The sequence below is a fragment of the Mesorhizobium sp. M7D.F.Ca.US.005.01.1.1 genome (assembly GCF_003952545.1).
Lineage (GTDB): Bacteria > Pseudomonadota > Alphaproteobacteria > Rhizobiales > Rhizobiaceae > Mesorhizobium > Mesorhizobium loti.
In genome coordinates, this window is sequence record NZ_CP034453.1 from 5,196,734 (window position 1) to 5,213,524 (window position 16,791).

Here is a 16,791-nt window from a genome sequence, read left to right on the forward strand (position 1 = left end):
ACTTCAGTCGAAAAAGTGCGGCTTACTTTGCCGCCGCCGCTTCGGCCTGCAGCGCCTTCAGGTCCCAGCAGCTATCGGGCTTGAGGTCGGCCTTGGTCGTCGCCTTCTCCAGCGTGTAGATGTAGGTGTGCGAGGTGCCGGCCGGCTGGCCGCTCTGCAGCAGGAACTTGATGATGGCGTTCATGTCACCCGACTGGCGGGCAAGATCGGTCATCACCACGGCGCCATAGGTGCCGTCCTGCAGCTTGTCGCAATCGGCCGCCTTCTCGCCGCCGCCGGTGGTGACCAGGAACACCTTGCCGTCGAGCTTGGCGTCGCGGATCGCGGCGGACGCGCCGGTGGCGTCACCATCCCAGAAGTCGATGATCGAGCAGATATCCGGATTCTGCTGCAGCATCGTCGTCGTCACGTTGCGCGAGGTCGTCGCGTCCCAGTTGGAGTCGGGCTTGGCCACGACCTTGAAGTCGGGATGCTTGTCCAGCACCTTCATGATGCCGGCATACTGGTAGAGGCTGGAAGAGTTGGCCTGGTCGCCCTGCACGAGGCCGATCTTCTTCGACGAGTTTTCGCCGCAGCCCTTGATAGCCGCTTCGGCCTCGAGCTGGCCAAGCCGGTCCCAGTCGCTGCCGACAAAGGCGTCGGCAGGGAAATTGGCGGGATTGTCGACCAGGATGACGTAGGTGCCGGCGGCTTGCGCCTTCTTCATCAGCTTGGAATAGGAGTTGAGGTCGGGTGCATGGATGATCAGCACGTCCGGCCTGGTGTCCGACGAGATGGCGTCGGTGATCGCCTGCGCGCCGGCATCGACCACCCAGTTCGGGTCGCGCGTCTCGAACGTGCCGCCCCAGGCCTCGACTTCCTTCTTCAGGTAATGCGCCCAGCCCTGCGCCAGGTCGAAGCCCATCGCCAGCGGCACCAGCATCACGCGCTTGCCCTTGAGCGCCTGCGCGTAAGCCGCCGGACCCGGATCGTCGGCGGCGAAGGTTGGCACCACGAAGGCGGTGACGGCGAGCGCCGTGGCGGCAGCCATCAATGTCCTGATGAATTTCATGTCAGATCCTCTCGTTTCGATTTTCATTGCCGGCCGATCGGGATGGATCGGACCGGGTACCCCTAAATATCGCCTTGCTGGGCGGTCTGCTCATCACGTGGATTGATGATGCCGTCGACGATGATGGCCCCCAGCAGTATCGCTGCCTTGATCAGGTTCTGGTAGAGCAGCGGAATGTCGATGATGGTCATGGCGTTGAGCAGGATGCCGATCAGCGCCGCACCGACCAGCACGTTGCGCACCCCACCGCGCCCGCCGGACAGGCCGATGCCGCCGATCACCGCCACCAGCACGATGTCGTAGAGCAGCGTCGAATTGACGACGCGGGTGTTGATCGAATGCAGGCTCGCCGCCGTCAGCAGGCCGGCGATCAGTGCGACGAAGGCGGAAAGCACGTAGCGCAGCACCAGCATCGGCCGCACAGGGATGCCGATGTTGCGGGCGGCCACCGGATTGTCGCCGGCGAAATAGATGTAGCGGCCCCATTTGGTGTAGCGCAGGAACAGGAAGAACAGGAACGCCAGGCCGGCGAACACGAACACCTCGATGGGAATATCGAGGAAGCGCAGGCCGCCGAGCAGCTCGACCCAGTGGCCCTGCGGCACCGGCACGGCATCCTGCGTGATCAGTTGCGAGCGCACATAGCCGAAAACGAAGGAGCCGGTGGCCAGCGTCACGAAGATCGCCGGCACATCGGCATAGGCAACGAGAAAGCCGTTCAGCAGCCCGATCGCCAGCACGCCGGCCAGCACATAGGCGAAGGCCAGCCCATCCGGCGTGCCCGAGTTCAGCAGTTGCAGATACCAGGCGACCGACATCGCCATGATCGCTACGGCGGAGAGGTCGATGCCGCGGCCGATGATGACGACGGCCATGCCAAGCGCCAGGATGCCGAGCACCGACACGGAGCGGACGATGGCGACAAGGTTGTTGGCATCGATGAAGCCAGGCAGGCCGATGGCAGCGGCAACGAACAGCACCACCGCGATGGCAAAGACAATGCCTTCCTGATTCAGGCTCCTGAAATTCGGCCAGCCGATCGTGTTCATGTCTGCGTTTGCCCCGATGGCAGCGCTGCCATCCCTGGGAAAGAAAGCTAATCGGCTCAGCGCCGGTTCGTCAAATGAATCCGCGTTCAGAACCCGGGCTGGCAACGATATTCACCGAGTGGACGCATCGATTGCCGAAGCTGGTGCAATGCCCGGAAAAGCCTGCACTTTTGGCAATTGATTGCGCCATTGCGACCACTCGCGAAAGTGCTGCACCAAGGCGAAAGGACAAGACGGAATTTATCTCCGCATCAGGCGGAAGAATTCGATCTCAATTCCCCGGCGCGTGGCCGGAAACCTCGGCGCCCGCACCCGGCGGCAGCGCGAGAAAACGCAACGCCGCCACCAGCCCGATGGCGCCGATCGCCAGGAAAGCGATTCGAAAATCCACGAGGTCGAGGGCCGGCCGGCCCCTGGCGATCTGCGACAAATTGAGGATCGCCGCCGCCACCGCGACGCCGAACAGCATCGCCACCTGCTGCAGCATCGAGGACAGCGTCGCCGCCGAGCTGCGTTGCGCCGCATCGATATCGGCGAAGGCCAGTGTGTTGAGTGCGGTGAACTGCATCGAGCGCGACAGGCCGGCGATCAGCATCAGCGCCACCACCAGCGCTTGCGGCGTTTGCGGCGAGATTGCAGCGCAGGCCATGATCGCCGCCGAGGCGATCAGGCCGTTGACGACCAGCACCGAGCGGAAGCCGAAGCGGCGCAGCATCGGCGTCGTCACCGTCTTCATGCCGAGGTTGCCGAGGAAATAGGCGAGGATCATCATGCCGGCGTCGACAGGGCTCAGGCCAAAACCGACCTGGAACAGCAGCGGCAACAGGAATGGCGTGGCGTTGATCGCCACCCGGAAAATGGTACCGGCGGCCAGCGTCGAGATGGCGAAGGTCAGCACCTTGAACGAGGAGAGATCGAGCAGCGGATGCGGCGCGCGCCGGAGATGCCGCACCGCCAGCCAGCCGATGACGATGCCGGCTGCGATCAGCAACACCGTCGGCAGGATACCGTCTTCGGGATGCGCGATGCGTTCGAGGCCATAGAGCAGCAAAGCAAGTCCCGCCGATGTCAGGAAAAAACCCGGCCAGTCGAGCGGTTTGGGGTCGGCCTCGCGATCGCCCGGAATGAAGCGGGCGACCAGCGCCAGTCCGATCACACCGAGGGGGATGTTGATGAAGAAATTCCAATGCCAGGACAGATAGGTGGTGATGAAGCCGCCAAGCACCGGCCCGACCACTGGCGCAAACAGCGCCGGCCAGGTGATCAGTGCCGTGGCGTTCAGCAGCTCCGACTTCGACGCGTTACGCAGGACGAGAATGCGCCCGACCGGCGTCATCAGCGCGCTGCCGAGCCCTTGCACGACACGTGCGGCGACGAACTGGGTCAGGTTTTGCGAGAAGCCGCAGGCAAGCGAGGCCAGCGTGAACAGGACGATCGCCAGCAGGAAGATGTTGCGCGCGCCGAACCGGTCGGCAAGCCAGCCCGACAGCGGCACGAACACCGCCATGGTCAGCATGTAGACGGTGATGCCGATGCTCATCGCCACCGCCGACACGCCGAAGGACTCCCCCATCTGCGGTAGCGAGGTCGAGATGATCGTCGAATCCAGCAACTGCATGAAGAAGGCGATGGCGACGATCAGCGCCACGCGCCGCGCATTGGTGGCCGTTTCGGGTAAGGCTTCGGTATCGGGAATGGCAGTCATGACGGAACCGGTTTGAACAGCATCTGGCCGGCCGCGTCCAGAGATAGCGCAACAAACTTTCGTGTCGCGAAACTTTCGTGTCGCGCCATGGCCTGCTATGGGGTGAACGGGGTGGCCGAGGAGAGTGTGCGCGTAAAATGAAGCCCATCTATATCGACTACCTCAATGCCCTCGACATCGATGCCCTTGCCATGACCGATGGTGAAATCATTGCCGCCGTCGAGGCTGGCCTGGTGGCGCAAGGCAACGGCCAGACGGTGATCGAGCCGCGTGTCCATCTCGAGCCGGACCCTTCCTTCCACGGCCATTTCAACGTCCTGCGCGGCTACGTCGCGCCGCTCGACACGGCGGGCGTGAAAATCGTCGGCGACTATGTCGACAACTATCTGCATGGGCTTCCTTCCGAATTCGGCATCCTCAATCTGTTCGACCCGCGCACCGGCACACCGCGCGCCATCCTCGACGCCACCGTCATCACCGACATGCGCACCGGCGCCGTCACCGCCATCGGCGCCAAACATCTGGCACTCAAGAATTCCAAGGTGCTGGCCCATATCGGCGCGCGCGGCACCGCCTACTGGAATGTGCGCCTGCTCGACCATCTCTTCGACTTCGACGAGATCCGCGTCCATTCGCGCCGCCCGGAAAGCCGCGACGGTTTCGCCGCCAAACTCTCCGCCGATCTCGGCAAGACGGTGACGGCGGTGGCCGACTGGAAGAGCTGCATCGAGGGTGCCGACATCGTCGTCGAGGCCTCTCGGCTGCCGGAACCGCAGCCATTGCTGAAGACCGAATGGATCAAGCCGGGCGCGCTGGTCGTGCCCTATGGGACGATGAGCGCGGTCGAACTGTCGCTGACCGACATCATGCAGAAAATGGTCGTCGACGATTGGGGCCAGTGCAAGGGCGGCAAGTTCGGCTCGCTGCGCGCCCATGTCGAGACCGGCCGGCTGAGCGAGAAGACGCTGCATGCCGAACTCGGCCAGATTGCCGCGGGTCTGAAAGTGGGGCGCGAAAGCGACGACGAAACGATCCTGTTCTGGCATCGTGGCCTGTCGCTGTCCGACATTGCGCTCGGCAAGGCGATGTTGGCGAAGGCGCAGGCGCAAGGCATCGGCCAGAGGCTGCGCTTCGCATGAGCGCGCTCGTCCTCGCCGGAACCGGTGTCGGCGTTAGCGATGTCGCTGCGGTCGCCCGCGATGGGCGCAAGGTGGAGATCGGACCCGATGTCATCGGCAGGCTGCAGAAGGCACGAAAAGTGCTCGACCAGGCCGCCGCGGCCGGCCAGCAGATCTATGGCCTGAACACCGGGCTCGGCGCCAATCTCGGCACGTCAGTGGAAGGCGATGCCAGCACCTTCCAGCGCCAGTTGCTGGAGGGCCGCAGCGGCGCGGTCGGCGAAGCGCTGCCGGTCGAGGCCGTGCGGGCAACCATGGTCGCGCGTGCAGCGATGCTGTCAGCCGGAGGCTCCGGCCTTTCGCCTTCCGTCTTCGTCGCTTTGGTCGACGCGCTCAATGCCGGCGTCCATCCCGTCATGCCGTCGCTCGGCTCGATCGGCGCCGGTGATCTGGTGTTGATGACAGCACTCGCCCGCATGCTCACCGGCGAAGGCGAAGCAGACTATCAGGGCCGTCGCATGCCGGCGGCCAAGGCGTTGATGATGGCGCGCCTCGCCCCCATCAGCCTGGCGCCCAAGGACGGCCTGTCGTTGATCAACGCCTCGGCGGTGTCCGCCGGCAGCGGCGCACTTGCGGTGACGGATGCGCTGTCCGCCCTTGCCCAGCAACAGCAGGCCGGCGCGCTGACCATGGAAGGTTTTGGTGCCAACCGCACCATCCTCGACCCGCGCCTGCATATGGCGCGTCCTGCGGCCGGTCAGCAGGAAGCAGCCAAGGCACTGCACGAGCTGCTCGTCCGAGACGAGGCGCCGGCGCCGACCACCTTGCAGGATCCGCTGTCGATCCGTTGCATGCCGTCAATCCACGGCGCGCTGATCGAGGCGATCGGCCAGGCGAGACATGCTGTCGCGATCGAGCTGAACGCCGCCGCCGACAACCCGCTGGTGCTGAGCGACGACGAGCTGGTACTGTCGACCGGCAATTTCCACACGGCGTCACTGGCGCTCGCCTTCGAGACGCTCGGCCTGGCGATCGCCCAATGTGCCGCCGCAAGCGCTGCCCGCTTCATCCAGCTTACCGGTTCAGGCCGCAACCGCCTGCCGAAATATCTGTCGCCGGTCGGCGGCGCCTCCGCCGGCTTCGTGCCGTTGCAGAAGACGGCGACGTCGATCCTTGCCGCCATCCGCCACAAGGCCAATCCTGTCATGCTCGACTTCCTGGCCGTGTCGGAAGGCGTCGAGGATCACGCCACGCAGACACCTCTCGCGGTCGCGAAATGCGCCGGGATGATCGCGCTGTGGCGCCGCGTGATCGCTTTCGAGCTGATGGCCGCCGCCCAGGCGGTCGACCTGCGCGACGGTTTCACGCCGGCGCCACGCACCGCCGCGATTCACACGGCAATCCGTGCACTCGTCCCGACGCTGAAGGAGGACCGGCCGCTCGGCATCGACGCCGAGGCACTCTACGCCGCGCTCGCCGGCGGGAGCTGGCCGACCTGACGCGGCTTCTCAGAAGACGACGGTCTTGTGGCCGTTGAGCATGACGCGGGCTTCAAGATGCAACTTGACGGCGCGCGCCAGAACCCGGCTTTCGATGTCGCGCCCGACAGCGACGAAGTCCTCGGCGCTCATCGCATGGGTGACGCGTTCGGTCTCCTGATCGATGATCGGGCCCTCGTCGAGGTCGGAGGTGACATAATGCGCGGTCGCACCGATCAGCTTGACGCCGCGGTCGAAAGCCTGGTGGTAGGGCTTGGCGCCCTTGAAGCTTGGCAGGAAGGAATGGTGGATGTTGATCGCCCGTCCGAACAGCCGGTCCGACAGGCCCTTCGAAAAGACCTGCATGTAGCGCGCCAGGATGACCAGTTCGGCCCCCGTCCGCTGCACCAGGTCCAGCAGCTTCTGTTCCTGTTCGGCCTTGTTTTCCCTGGTGGTCGGCCAATGGTGGTAGGCAATGCCCTCCAGCTCGGCGAAGCGTCGGGCATCCTCGTGATTGGAGACGACGGCGGCAACCTCCGCGTTCAGCCAGCCGACCCTGATCTGGTACAGCAGGTGGAGAAGCGCGTGGTCGAACTTGGAGACCATGACGATGATCTTCGGGCGGCGTCCCTGATCGACCAGCGCGGTCTTCATGCCGAAGCGATCGACGCTTGATTTCAAGGCCCGTTCAAGACTGTCCTTGGTCGCCCCTGGCGGGCTGATGAAGGCGATCCGCATGAAGAAGCGATTGGTCTGCCGGTCCCAGAACTGGCTGCTTTCGGCAATGTTAGCGCCGTTCGCGGCAAGCTCCGCCGTGACGGCGGCGACGATCCCCGGCCGGTCCTCGCAGGAAAGGGTAAGAATATGAACCGGCGCGGCCTCGCCCGTCGCATCATTGTCTTGAGATTTCACGCCCCGTCGACCCTCTTCATGAACAGGCTGAGCTCAGCCGGGTCCATATGCACCACATGCTTGTCTTCGGGATAGGCCAGGCTGTTGACATCGGCAACATATTCCGAGAACGCGGCGATGCGCTCGGCCTGCAAACGATCATATTCGGCGGCGAAGTCGCGGTAGACCTTGGAGTGGCGCGGCATGTGGCCACGATTCTGGCCGAGGATGTCGTCGGCGAACAAATACTGCGCGTCGCAGCCGGTGCCCGCCCCCATCGACAGCATGATCAACGATGTCCGCTCCGAGATCGCCTTGGCCACCTCGACCGGCACCACTTCGATCTCGGCGCCGATGGCACCGGCGGCCTCCAGCTGCTTCACCGCCGCGAAGATCTCCATGGCAGTGTCGGCGGTCTTGCCGACAGCCTTGAAGCCACCGGTCCAGGTCGCGCGGGAAGGAATAAGGCCGACATGGCCGATGACCGGAATGGCATCGTCCGCCATCCGCTTGATCGTGGCGTAGCCGGCGCTGCAATAGACCGCGTCGGCGCCGGCCTTATAGAGCCGGAAGGCCCAGCGCAGGAAATCGTCCGATGTGCCTATCTCGTAGAAATTGTCTCCCGGCATGGTGAACAGGCTGGGGGCTGCGTCGCGGTATTGCGGGTTGAGCACCAGTTCGGGCGGCACTGAGACGATGTCGACCCCTGCCCGCTCGGCGGCCTCGGCCTCGTCCATCGTCAGCACGCGCAGCATGGTCAGCTGGCGCTTGCCCTTCATGGCGCGCAAATCCGCCACCGTCGGTCTTTTTCGGCTCATCGAAAAGGGTTCCCCTCTGTTACGTGCTGCGGCTGGTCAGCCGATCTGCATCATCACTTTGCCAGCCTCGACCTTCACCGGATAGGTCGCGAGATTGACGCAGACCGGTGCGCCCTTGGCGGCGCCTGTCTTGTAGTTGAAGCGGCCATTGTGCTTGGGACATTCGATGATGTCGTCCATCACCAGCCCATCGGCCAGATGCGCCTTCTCGTGCGTGCAGTACCCGTCGGTGGCGAAGTACTCGTCATCCGGACTGCGATAAATGGCGAAGGTTCGGCCGCCATGATCGAAGCGGATGACGTCCTCTTCCTCGACATCATCGACGCCACACACTTCAACCCAGTCGGCCATCTGTTTCTCCCGCAACTCTATTCCACCGCCGCCGGGACGGTCAGCGCGTGGAACTCCTCCCGGTACGGCCGCGCCGTCGGCGGCAGCACGCGCTTGAGGAAATAGTCCTCGTACTGTAGCTGTTTGATCAGCACCGGCCAGACCTCGCGATAGGCATGCCAGATCGACGGATTGGGCTCCGGCAGATCGTGCTTGATCAATTCGTGCAGCCTTGGCAGCGCGTGATATGGCACCATCGGGAACATGTGATGTTCGACATGGTAGTTCATGTTCCAATAGATGAAGCGGCTGATCGGGTTCATGTAGACGGTGCGCGTGTTCAGCCGGTGGTCGGTGACGTTGTCGGCGAGGCCGATATGCTGCAGCAGCCCGGTCAGCACCATGTGCCAGCTGCCATAAAGGCGCGGCAGGCCGATCAGCACCAGCGGCAGGAACGACCAGAGGTACAGCGCCAGCGCGATCGCCGCGACATAGATGCCGAGATGCCAGCGCGCGGCGGTGACCACCTTGCGCAGCTCCATCTCGGGGATGAAACTCCTTTCATCGGGCGAGATGCTGCCAAAGGCATTGCGCACCAGCGTCGGCAGCGAATAGCGGAAATCGAGAACGCCCGTGAAGGCGAGTGCCGCGCGCAGCAGGTCCGGCGGGCGCATCACGGCGATCTCGGCGTCGCGGCCGACGATGATCGTGTCCGTGTGGTGGCGGGCATGGCTCCAGCGCCACGTCACCGGATTGCGCATCAGCATGAAGCTGGCGATCTGGTAGACGACATCGTTCATCCAGCGGGTGCGGAAGGCGGTGCCATGGCCGCATTCATGCCAGCGCGAGTCGCTGGACGAGCCGTAGAGCACGCCATAGACGAGCAGGAACGGCACCACCCACCACGTACCCCAGAACCAGATGATGCCGGCGGCAGAACCCACAATGGCAACGATCCAGATGATCGTGTCGCGGATCGCCGGCCCGTCGGAGCGCTGCATCAGCTCCTTCATCGCCTTGCGCGCGACATCGGTGTGATACCATTCGGCGGAGGCCAACCCGGTCTCGATCGCAAGCCGAGTGCTTTCGCCGACCAGGCTGTAGTCGCGCTTTTTCTCCATCACATCGACCTCCGATTTCCGGCCCGCCAGCCGGAGCATTCGTTTCGCATCATGCCCTGCCCGCCAATCCCGGAAAGTTGCCCGACGGCGCAGGATAATCCTGTTGCGGTTGCCTGGCGATCGAAGCGATCCTCTGTTCCGCTGCGGCGATCGCGCCGGCGCCGTCGAGCACCCGGAACACCGCGTCGTAAGAACGGCCTCCGCCATGCTCCAGCCAGATCATCTCGCCGCGCTCGCGCGCCGCGAGATTGCCGAGCACATGGTGCGTCGAGGGTTCGATGCCCAACGCATACTGCCCCGCCTGGAAATTCTGCCATTGATAGGCGCAAGGCAGCTGGTCCTTGCGCGTCACCACCTCGAAGCCAAGGCCAAGACGGTCGTTGACCACCGCCACAGGCACCTCGCCCGCATCGTCGGCCGCCATTTCGTGCTGCCAGACCTGCTCGCTGAAACCCAGTCGTGGCGCCGGCACCGTGCGGTAGCCGACCTTTTGTGCCTGGTAGCGCTCGCCATCGTGGCCGGCCCAGACCACATCCCGGATCGGCGCCAGATAGCGCGAACCCTCTTCGAGCAAGGGATGGCTGACATTGATGTGATAGAAATACATATGCGGCGTGCGGTTGAAGCCGTGATTGACGACGCGGTCCGACAGCCGGATCTCGTTGCCGCCGACATCGGCTTCGATGCGCCGCAGCAGATGCAGATCCTCGCCGAACACCGCCGATTGCTGCACGATGCCTTCGGCCCACAGCACGCAACGGTCGCCGTCCCAGGTCTCGCCATAACCGGTCAGCCGAGCCGGAATGGTGCCGACGCGGCCATGCAGCGAATGGATCACGGTCTTCCTGCCCGGATAGTTGTAGGTATCGGCGGGCACCTCTTCCCGGCCCAATATGTGGTCGAGGCCGCAAGTGACAAGCAGTCCGGAAAACGAGCGCGCCCAGGCGAGCCCTCCTTCCCCCTCATAATCATGCAGGCCGGGATGGCGAAAGCCGCTCGGCGAATGCCAGCCGATCGCCTGGCCCTTGAAGTCGCAATCGGCAATGTCGAGCGCCCGGTCGACCAGCGCGGTGAAGCGCAGGCCCGAGCCGGTGCGGAACTCCAGCATGCGGATGCCGCGTTCCACCCCGTCGCCAAGCGTCATCAGCCGTACACCGGCGAATTGCGACAGCATGCCCGAACGTTCCGATACCTGCCGGCGCGAAAGCGTCTTGCCGTAAAGCTCTACCATGTGACGGCCAACTTCTTCACTTCGCTCTCGTCTCTTTCAGCAGGGCCGACATGTCGGCGCCGGTGATGATGCTTTCCACGGTCAGAAGATCGGTATCGGCGACCGTTTGCTCGGCGACGATCTCGCCACGGCGCATGACGATGATGCGGTCGGCGACCTGGAACACGTGGTGGATGTTGTGGGTGATCAAAAGCACGGAATGACCGGCGTCGCGCACCTCCTTGACGAAGCGCAGCACGCCATGGGTTTCCTCGACGCCGAGATTGTTGGTCGGTTCGTCGAGGATGATGACCTTGGCGGCGAACTGCATGGCGCGCGAAATCGCGATCGACTGGCGCTCGCCGCCCGACAGCGTCGAGACCAGCGCATCGGCGTCGAGTTTCTTCGAGATGCCGACGCGCTTCAGCAGCGCCGATGCTGCACCGCGCAGTTTGGCGAGATCGAGCGGCGCGAACACTCCCAGCCATTTCAGCTTGACTGGCTCGCGGCCGAGAAACAGATTGCGCGCGATGCTGAGATCCGGCGCCAGCGACGTGTCCTGGTGGATGGTCTCGATGCCGAGGTCCATCGCATCGCGCGTCGAGCGGATCGAGACCTTTTCGCCGCGCACATAGATGTCGCCACGGTCGACGGGAAACACGCCCGAGATCGCCTTGATCAGCGTCGATTTGCCGGCGCCGTTGTCGCCGAGCAAGGCCACCACCTCGCCCTCGTTGAGGGCAAAGGACGCGTTCTTCAGCGCGCGCACGCTGCCGAAGGATTTTTGCAGATTCTGCAGCCGGAGAACTTCCATGATCAGCCCCTTGCGGCGTTCTTCTGCAGCAGAGCGTGCAGGATGAGCATGGCCAGGATGATGACGCCGACGAAGATGTTGTAGGCCAGGCCCGGCACGCCGATCAGCACGATGCCGTTGCGGATGGCGCGCAGCATCAGCGCACCGACGATGGTGCCGAGGATCGTGCCGCGCCCACCGGTCAGCGCCGTGCCGCCGACCACCACCATGGCGATCACCTCGAGTTCGTAGCCGGTACCGGCCACCGGTGAAGCGGCCGAGATGCGGAAGGCGCTGATCATGCCGGCAAGGCCCGCCAGAACCGAGGTCAGGATGAACAGCCACACCTTGACGGCGTCCGCCGGCACGCCACGCGCCACCGCCGCGTTGCGGTTGGAACCGATGGCGCTGAGCCAGTTGCCGAGCTTGGCATAGCGCAGGACATAGATCGCCAGCAGCGACAGGCCGATAAACCACCACAGCGAGGTGTAGAGCCGGAACGAGCCTATGTTGAAGCTGCCGGCCAGTAGTGTGACGAAGAAGCCGGGCTGGTCCCAGGATTTCAGCGGAAAGCCCTGTGTGATGTAGAGTGCTGCCCCGCGCACCACGAGCAGCATCGACAGTGTGACCAGGAAGGACGAAATGCCGATCTTGGTGACGATCAGCCCGTTGATGGCGCCGATCGCCACGCACAGCAGAAGCCCGGCCAGCAGCGCCACGCCGATGCTTGCCTCGCCGTTCTGCACCAGGAGCATGACGACGACCGGCGCCAGCCCGAACACGGCGCCAACCGACAGGTCGAACTCACCCGCTGTCAACAGCAACGTCATGCCGAGCGCGATGATGCCGAGCTCGGGCAGGAACGCCATCATGTTGGAGATGTTGAGTGGCGACAGGAAATTGGCGTCGGCGATAGCGAACACCGCAAGCAAAACAATGAGGATGACGAGCGAGGAGAATTGCGGCGAGCGCAGGAGGCTCGATCTGCGTTTCCCGACAGGCATTTCGTCTTCTGCGGCGATCGTCATGACTGCTTGAACCATGCTTTGAAGAGGTGCCCGCGGCCTGCGCCGCGGGCACCGGTTTTCACTTCGTGTTGTAGAGCTTCAGGATCGGTTCGACGCTCGAGGCGTCGTAGAGGCTGAATGTGTGGATGTCGTAGCCGATCGGCTCACCCGAAGCGGCTAAACCGAGCAGCGCCACCGGCATGAAGCCTTGCGCCGACGGGAACTGCCAGGCGGCCGCGTTGACGAAGCCGGATTTGACGGCTTCCGCGGTCTCCTTGGAATTGCCCCAGCCGACGACCGGGATCTTGCCGGCCGGCACGCCGGCGCCATCAAACACCCGCTTGACGCTGGCCGCCACGGAATCGCCGAGCGCGATGATCGCCGGCGGATTGTTGGCGACCATATAGTCGGTCATCTTGGCGATGATGCCGGCCGGGTCGGTACCGCAATCGACCACATCATATTTGATCCCCAACGGATCGAAGACGCTGGCGATGCCTTCGGTCTCGAGCTGCTGGTAGCTGGCGCCCGGCACTTCCACTGGCAGGAACACCTTGTCGCCCTGTTTCACCATCTTGTGGTCGACGAGGTATTTGGCCCAGATGACGCCGGCCTCCTTGAGATCGGCGCCGACATAGGCTTGCCGTCCGGTCGCCGGATCGTCTGTGTTGAAGAACACGATCGGGATGCCGGCTGCCTTGGCCGCCTTGACTTCCTCGGTCCACAGGCCGGGCTGCGCCGAGGTGGTGGCGATGCCGTCGGGCTTGGCCGCAAGCGCGGAATTGAAGGCTTCCTTCTGCGCCGCCATGTCGCCGCCGCTGAAGGAGATCTTGCAGGTCACCTTGAGCTGGTCGCAGGCCTTGGTGGCGCCGGCATTCCAGTCGAGCCAGAATGCATCCGAGGGACCGCCATGCGACAGCAGGTAGAAGGTCTTCTGGCCATCCTGCGCCAGCGCCGGCGCGCTCAGCGAAACGCCGGCGAGCAGCGTTGCGGCAGCCGCCAGTTTCAATGCGAATTTCAACATTTTCTTCCTCCCTTGCTTTTGGGCCGCGCCGCCGCAAACCGACGGCGCGCAGTGACCGTCACAAACCGTTGGCGCGGAACTTCCCATCGAGGAATTTCTTGGCCCTCGGCACGTCGTCTTCCGAGAGATGCTCGATGATCACCGGGATGTTCGGATGCTTCTGCGCCAGCCGCTGGAGATAGAGGTCGTAGTTCAGCGAACCGAGGCCCGGTGCCGGCAGCTCGATCTCGCCGACGCCACGGAACGTATGGCTCTCCAGCGCGTCCTCGTCGCCAATATCGGCGTGCTTCTCCGACTTGTCGCCTCCCGAACGCTTGACGTCCTTGGCGTGGGCGATCCTGATCTTGTCGGTCAGCGTGTCGAACACCTGGTTCAGGATCTGGTCCATCCTGTCGATGTTGTGCGTCTCGAAATAATTGGTCGGATCCATCAACAGGCCGAGGCCGGGATGGTCGACTTGAGCGAACATCTTCACCGTCTCCTCAACCGAGCCGACGACGTTATTGACATAGGTTTCGAGCAGGAAGACCGCGCCATGATCATAGGCCGTCTGGGCGAGGTCGGCGACCACCTTGCGGCATTCCTCGAACCCTTCCTCGGTCTTGTTCTTGGGGTGATGCACCCAGTCGGATTCGGTGTTGTAGGTGCCGGTTTCCGAGATCACGTAAGGCGAGCCGAAATGGCGGGCGTTGCGGATGATCTCCTTGAGGTAGCCGACACGCTTGTCGCGCTCGGCCTTGTCGGGATGGATGATGTTGGTGTAGCCCGACACGCAACAGACCGGCAGATTGTGGTCGCGGAAGACATCGCGCACCTTCTTGGCCTTGTCCTTGGTGATCTGCCCGGCCGACAGGTCGACATCCTTGAAATGCAGGTCGAGCTGCACCGTGTTGAAACCGAGCCCGCGGATCTTCTTCGCCGTCTCTTCGAGGCCATACGGGAAATAGCCCGTGAAAATACCTGCCTGCATCATGGTGTGAATTCCTCCCTGTAAGCGATTCAGTTGTCTGGTGTTTCAGCTGCGGTGATCAGATAGCGATTTCGGAAAGCTTGACCGTGCGGCCCTCGTCGATCGAGCGGTAGCCGGCCTCGACCAGCGCCATCGTCTTGACGTTGTCGGCGACCGACAGCGCCGGAGGCGTGCCGGTCTTCACCGCGTGCTGGAGCTGTTCCATCACGCCGATAAAGGCATGCGGGAACCACATCGTGTCCCAGCTTGGGCTGACCCACTCGCCGCCGGTCGTCTTGGCCGAGGCATAGGTCAGCGTCGAGGCAGCGCCCGTCGGCCAGCCGATGCTGCCCTTGGCGACGCCCTTGGTGCCGTCGACACGCCAGTTGATGTGCTGGTCGTCCTTGTAGCCGTCCTGGCGCGGACCGGACCAGACATCCTCCAGCGACACGGCGAGCACGCCGGACGGGAACCGCAGCGTCGACACCGTGATGCCGTCCGAGTGGTCGAATTTCGTGCGCGGGTCCTTGCGCGTCAGCGTGGTGATCTCGTCGGGATCGCCGAACAGGAAGCGCAGCACGTCGAGGTGATGCACGCTCATATTGGCGAGCGTCAGCCGGTCGTAATCCTCGAGGAAGCTCTGCCAGTGCGGGATGGCGTGCATGTCGATCTGCGCGAAGACGATGTCACCCAGCGCGCCGCTGTCCATGATCTGCTTCAAGACGCGCATCGACTGGTCGTAGCGCATGTTCTGGTTGACCGAGAGGATCTTGCCGGCCTTCGCCGCCTCGTCGCGCAGCTTGACCGCTTCCTCGACCGACAGCGCCAATGGCTTCTGCGCCAGGATTGCCTTGATATGCTTCTGCTTCAGCGCATGGCGGATCAGCGCCGGTTGCTGGTCCGGCGGAAAGGCAAGGTCGATGATCTCGACATTCGTATCCTCGATCAGCTTTTCGGGCGTATCGTGGACGGTCGGGATGCCCCAGCGCGTCGCCACCTTCTCGGCACTGGCTCTGGTGCGCGAAGCAATCGCCACCACTGGGAAGCCAGCTTCCTTGTAGGCAGCGAGATGGCACTCGGCCATGATCATGCCGGCGCCGACGCAGCCGATCTTGTATTCTTTCGTGCGGACCTTCACGTCCGGCTCGAAGCCCTTGTGTGCCATCTGATCCTCCCGAAGCTCGTTTCTTGCGGCCGCCGTCATCGTGCCAGCGCTCCCCCGCTCTGTCCGAAATAATGCACGCGGGCCGGCTCGCAGGATATCGCCACCAAGGCGTCCGGCCGGATGTCGGGCTGGCCGCGCAGCAATGCCTTCAGCCGCGCCTGCCCGGCAGCGAGCGTCACCACGGTATAGCCGCCAAGCGGTTCGACCTCGAACACCCGTGCCGGGCGGCCCGAGCCCCCGTCCGCCCAGGGTCTGACCTTGACATCCTCCGGCCTGAGCCCGATCTCGACGGCATCTGTGGGAGCAGTCTTGTCGGCAATGCGGATCGTGCCATCGGCCGCCTCGACACCGCCCTCGCCGCGCGCCGATTCCAGGATGTTCATCATCGGCGAGCCGAGCAGCCGCGCCACATAGGTACTTGCCGGGCGGTCATAGATTTCGGCCGGCGCGCCGATCTGCCTGATCCTGCCGTCCTCCAGAATGGCGATACGGTCGGCGACCGACATCGCCTCTTCCTGGTCATGCGTGACATAGATCAGCGTCTTGCCGAGCTCGCGCTGGATGCGCTTCAGCTCGACGCGCGTTTCCTCGCGCAGCCTGGCGTCAAGCGCCGAGATCGGATCGTCCATCAGATAAGCGTTGGGATCGCGCACAAGCGCACGCGCAATCGCCACACGCTGCCGCTCGCCGCCCGAAAGCTGTCCCGGCGGGCCGATATGCAGCTTCGCCGCGACCTCGGCAACGCGCCTCTTGATCTCGACCTCGGCGACCCGCCGTTCGACCAGGGGGAAGCGGACATTGTCGAGCGCGCTCATATGCGGAAACAGCGCAAGGTTCTGGAACACCATGGCCACGTTGCGCTCGGCCGGCGACACGGCGTTGACCGGCCTGCCACCTATCAGGATCTCCCCGGCATCCGGTGTCTCCAGCCCTAGCACCAGGCGCAGGATCGTCGACTTGCCCGACAGCGGCGGCCCGAAGAAGCAGAAGAACTCGTTGTCGTTAACCGTGAACGAGGCGTCGTCAACGGCGAGTGTGCCGCCGTAGCCCTTGGTCACATTGCGGAAGACGATATCGGCCAT

The 16,791-nt window shown here is 63.8% G+C and carries 16 protein-coding genes; 2 read left to right on the forward strand and 14 right to left on the reverse strand.

What is annotated here, in order from left to right:
- Nucleotides 1-22: 22 nt before the first annotated feature.
- From EJ076_RS25150 to EJ076_RS25160, 3 genes are all read right to left on the reverse strand, one after another.
- A complete protein-coding gene (locus EJ076_RS25150; protein ID WP_109661007.1) occupies nt 23-1,051 on the reverse strand; it encodes a sugar ABC transporter substrate-binding protein in 1,029 nt (342 codons plus the stop codon).
- Nucleotides 1,052-1,113: 62 nt separating this feature from the next.
- Nucleotides 1,114-2,100 (reverse strand): ABC transporter permease, encoded by a 987-nt coding sequence (locus tag EJ076_RS25155; protein ID WP_126069648.1) that lies wholly within the window; start codon nt 2,098-2,100, stop codon nt 1,114-1,116.
- Nucleotides 2,101-2,371: 271 nt separating this feature from the next.
- Nucleotides 2,372-3,805: a DHA2 family efflux MFS transporter permease subunit gene (locus EJ076_RS25160; RefSeq protein WP_126069649.1), complete on the reverse strand. Its 1,434-nt coding sequence runs from the start codon at nt 3,803-3,805 to the stop codon at nt 2,372-2,374.
- Nucleotides 3,806-3,942: 137 nt separating this feature from the next.
- Here EJ076_RS25160 and EJ076_RS25165 point away from each other — a divergent pair, with 137 nt between their 5' ends.
- The gene (locus EJ076_RS25165; protein ID WP_126069650.1) at nt 3,943-4,944 is read left to right on the forward strand and encodes an ornithine cyclodeaminase family protein; all 1,002 of its coding nucleotides are present in this window, start codon (nt 3,943-3,945) and stop codon (nt 4,942-4,944) included.
- Nucleotides 4,941-6,422 (forward strand): histidine ammonia-lyase, encoded by a 1,482-nt coding sequence (gene hutH / locus EJ076_RS25170; protein ID WP_126069651.1) that lies wholly within the window; start codon nt 4,941-4,943, stop codon nt 6,420-6,422. The genes EJ076_RS25165 and hutH overlap by 4 nt, the downstream gene beginning before the upstream one ends.
- Before the next feature lie 9 nt (nt 6,423-6,431).
- Here the strand turns inward: hutH and purU are convergent, their stop codons facing one another.
- From purU to EJ076_RS25225, 11 genes are all read right to left on the reverse strand, one after another.
- Nucleotides 6,432-7,313: a formyltetrahydrofolate deformylase gene (purU, locus tag EJ076_RS25175; protein ID WP_126069652.1), complete on the reverse strand. Its 882-nt coding sequence runs from the start codon at nt 7,311-7,313 to the stop codon at nt 6,432-6,434.
- Nucleotides 7,310-8,110: a 3-methyl-2-oxobutanoate hydroxymethyltransferase gene (locus EJ076_RS25180; RefSeq protein WP_126069653.1), complete on the reverse strand. Its 801-nt coding sequence runs from the start codon at nt 8,108-8,110 to the stop codon at nt 7,310-7,312. Before EJ076_RS25180 ends, purU begins: the two co-directional genes overlap by 4 nt.
- 36 nt (nt 8,111-8,146) lie before the next feature.
- Nucleotides 8,147-8,461, reverse strand: coding sequence for a MocE family 2Fe-2S type ferredoxin (locus tag EJ076_RS25185; RefSeq protein WP_126069654.1), 315 nt, complete (start codon nt 8,459-8,461; stop codon nt 8,147-8,149).
- A 17-nt stretch (nt 8,462-8,478) separates the two neighbouring features.
- Nucleotides 8,479-9,561 carry a fatty acid desaturase family protein gene (locus EJ076_RS25190; protein ID WP_245463109.1) on the reverse strand — a complete coding sequence of 361 codons (1,083 nt, stop codon included), beginning with the start codon at nt 9,559-9,561 and terminating at the stop codon, nt 8,479-8,481.
- Nucleotides 9,562-9,610: 49 nt separating this feature from the next.
- On the reverse strand, nt 9,611-10,792 hold the full coding sequence (locus EJ076_RS25195) for an aldose 1-epimerase family protein (protein ID WP_126069656.1): 1,182 nt from the start codon (nt 10,790-10,792) through the stop codon (nt 9,611-9,613).
- 16 nt (nt 10,793-10,808) lie between these two features.
- A complete protein-coding gene (locus tag EJ076_RS25200) occupies nt 10,809-11,591 on the reverse strand; it encodes an ATP-binding cassette domain-containing protein (protein ID WP_164548883.1) in 783 nt (260 codons plus the stop codon).
- Nucleotides 11,588-12,568 carry an ABC transporter permease gene (locus EJ076_RS25205; protein ID WP_245463110.1) on the reverse strand — a complete coding sequence of 327 codons (981 nt, stop codon included), beginning with the start codon at nt 12,566-12,568 and terminating at the stop codon, nt 11,588-11,590. The genes EJ076_RS25200 and EJ076_RS25205 overlap by 4 nt, the downstream gene beginning before the upstream one ends.
- Nucleotides 12,569-12,650: 82 nt before the next feature.
- Complete coding sequence (locus EJ076_RS25210; protein ID WP_109660982.1) at nt 12,651-13,595, reverse strand: substrate-binding domain-containing protein; 945 nt, start codon at nt 13,593-13,595, stop codon at nt 12,651-12,653.
- A gap of 58 nt (nt 13,596-13,653) precedes the next feature.
- The gene (locus EJ076_RS25215; RefSeq protein WP_109660980.1) at nt 13,654-14,568 is read right to left on the reverse strand and encodes a sugar phosphate isomerase/epimerase; all 915 of its coding nucleotides are present in this window, start codon (nt 14,566-14,568) and stop codon (nt 13,654-13,656) included.
- Between the two features lie 55 nt (nt 14,569-14,623).
- Nucleotides 14,624-15,709 carry a Gfo/Idh/MocA family oxidoreductase gene (locus EJ076_RS25220; RefSeq protein WP_126069658.1) on the reverse strand — a complete coding sequence of 362 codons (1,086 nt, stop codon included), beginning with the start codon at nt 15,707-15,709 and terminating at the stop codon, nt 14,624-14,626.
- A 35-nt stretch (nt 15,710-15,744) separates the two neighbouring features.
- A complete protein-coding gene (locus EJ076_RS25225; RefSeq protein ID WP_126069659.1) occupies nt 15,745-16,791 on the reverse strand; it encodes an ABC transporter ATP-binding protein in 1,047 nt (348 codons plus the stop codon).